Origin of the sequence: Amycolatopsis azurea DSM 43854 (assembly GCF_001995215.1) — a bacterium.
GTDB lineage: Bacteria > Actinomycetota > Actinomycetes > Mycobacteriales > Pseudonocardiaceae > Amycolatopsis > Amycolatopsis azurea.
Window position 1 is genome coordinate 1 of record NZ_MUXN01000040.1, and the last position, 2896, is coordinate 2896.

A 2896-nucleotide genomic window follows, 5' to 3' on the forward strand; every position below is an offset into this window, starting at 1 on the left:
GTTAGTCCGGCGGTGTCCTACTCTCCCACAACCCTTCGGTTGCAGTACCATCGGCGCTGTCAGGCTTAGCTTCCGGGTTCGGAATGGGACCGGGCGTTTCCCTGACGCTATAACCACCGAAACACTATGAAACACTCCCCACCACCATCGGTGATGGTTGTGTGGTGTTTCAGAGCTGTAGAGTGGATGCGTAACATCTTTGTGGGCAAGTCCTCGGCCTATTAGTACCAGTCAACTCGACAACACATTACTGTGCTTCCATTTCTGGCCTATCAACCCAATGGTCTGTTGGGGGCCTTAACCCACAAGGGGTGGGATACCTCATCTTGGAACAGGCTTCCCGCTTAGATGCCTTCAGCGGTTATCCCTTCCGAACGTGGCCAACCAGCCATGCCACTGGCGTGACAACTGGCATACCAGAGGTTCGTCCGTCCCGGTCCTCTCGTACTAGGGACAGCCTTCCTCAAGTATCCTACGCGCGCGGCGGATAGGGACCGAACTGTCTCACGACGTTCTAAACCCAGCTCGCGTGCCGCTTTAATGGGCGAACAGCCCAACCCTTGGGACCTACTCCGGCCCCAGGATGCGACGAGCCGACATCGAGGTGCCAAACCATGCCGTCGATATGGACTCTTGGGCAAGATCAGCCTGTTATCCCCGGGGTACCTTTTATCCGTTGAGCGACACCCCTTCCACCAGGTGGTGCCGGATCACTAGTCCCGACTTTCGTCCCTGCTCGACATGTCTGTCTCACAGTCAAGCTCCCTTGTGCACTTGCACTCAACACCTGATTGCCAACCAGGCTGAGGGAACCTTTGGGCGCCTCCGTTACTCTTTAGGAGGCAACCGCCCCAGTTAAACTACCCATCAGGCACTGTCCCTGAACCAGATCATGGTCCGAGGTTCAGATTCCCAATCCGACCAGAGTGGTATTTCAACAACGACTCCACCAACACTAGCGTGCCAGCTTCACAGTCTCCCACCTATCCTACACAAGCCGAACCGAAAACCAATACCAAACTATAGTAAAGGTCCCGGGGTCTTTCCGTCCTGCCGCGCGTAACGAGCATCTTTACTCGTAGTGCAATTTCGCCGGGCCTGTGGTTGAGACAGCCGGAAAGTCGTTACGCCATTCGTGCAGGTCGGAACTTACCCGACAAGGAATTTCGCTACCTTAGGATGGTTATAGTTACCACCGCCGTTTACTGGCGCTTAAATTCTCAGCTTCACCCCCAAAGGGGTTAACCGGTCCTCTTAACGTTCCAGCACCGGGCAGGCGTCAGTCCATATACATCGTCTTGCGACTTCGCATGGACCTGTGTTTTTAGTAAACAGTCGCTTTCCGCTGGTCTCTGCGGCCACCCACCCCTAGTCCGCAAGGGACTTCAGAGTGTTTGGCCCCCCTTCTCCCGAAGTTACGGGGGCATTTTGCCGAGTTCCTTAACCACAGTTCACCCGATCGCCTTAGTATTCTCTACCTGACCACCTGTGTTGGTTTGGGGTACGGGCCGTGCACGCACTCGCTAGAGGCTTTTCTCGGCAGCATAGGATCACTCTACTTCACCTCAATCGGCTACGCATCACGTCTCAGCCTATATGAAACACGGATTTACCTATGTTTCGGCCTACACGCTTACACCAGTACTACCACTCACTGGCGGAGCTACCTTCCTGCGTCACCCCATCACTCGACTACTACGGAATCAGATCCCACGCTCCACAACCAACATCCACCCCGAAGGGCTTCAACTGGCGCTTTGGGTGGTTAGTATCAACCGCCTCATCCTGGGCGCACGTGCTCGGGTACGGGAATATCAACCCGTTATCCATCGACTACGCCTGTCGGCCTCGCCTTAGGTCCCGACTTACCCTGGGCGGATTAGCCTGGCCCAGGAACCCTTGGTCATCCGGCGGCAGAGTTTCTCACTCTGCATTCGCTACTCATGCCTGCATTCTCACTCCCACACCCTCCACGACTGGCTTCCGCCGCCGCTTCCCTGGATGCAGGACGCTCCCCTACCCATCCACACGACTAGACGTTTCCACGAAGAAAACGCCGATCTATATGTGTGAATGACACAGCTTCGGCGGTGTGCTTAAGCCCCGCTACATTGTCGGCGCAGGACCACTTGACCAGTGAGCTATTACGCACTCTTTCAAGGGTGGCTGCTTCTAAGCCAACCTCCTGGTTGTCTGGGCAATCCCACATCCTTTCCCACTGAGCACACACTTAGGGGCCTTAGCTGGTGTTCTGGGCTGTTTCCCTCTCGACGACGAAGCTTATCCCCCGCCGTCTCACTGCCACACTCTCACACCACGGTATTCGGAGTTTGGTTGATTTCGGTAACCCGGTAAGGCCCCTAGACCATCCAGTAGCTCTACCCCCGTGGTGAAACATGTGACGCTGCACCTAAATGCATTTCGGGGAGAACCAGCTATCACGGAGTTTGATTGGCCTTTCACCCCTACCCACAGCTCATCCCCTCAGTTTTCAACCTAAGTGGGTTCGGCCCTCCACGTCGTCTTACCGACGCTTCAGCCTGGCCATGGGTAGATCACTCCGCTTCGGGTCTAGACCACGCGACTCAATCGCCCTATTCAGACTCGCTTTCGCTACGGCTACCCCACACGGGTTAACCTCGCCACGCAGCACTAACTCGCAGGCTCATTCTTCAAAAGGCACGCCATCACCTCAACATCACAAGGATGTGCTCGGGCTCTGACGGCTTGTAGGCACACGGTTTCAGGTACTCTTTCACTCCCCTCCCGGGGTACTTTTCATCTTTCCCTCACGGTACTAGTCCGCTATCGGTCTTCAGGAAGTATTTAGGCTTACCGGGTGGTCCCGGCAGATTCACAGCAAATTCCACGAGCTCGCTGCTACTCGGGAACACCA

Annotated in this window: 2 rRNA genes (1 of these 2 cut by a window edge); both read right to left on the reverse strand. The window is 55.6% G+C overall.

Annotated elements, in window-relative coordinates:
• Positions 1-4 precede the first annotated feature (4 nt).
• A 5S ribosomal RNA gene (gene rrf, locus B0293_RS42125) occupies positions 5-121 on the reverse strand.
• Positions 122-201: 80 nt separating this feature from the next.
• Positions 202-2896, reverse strand: a 23S ribosomal RNA gene (locus B0293_RS42130) (it continues 437 nt past the right edge of the window).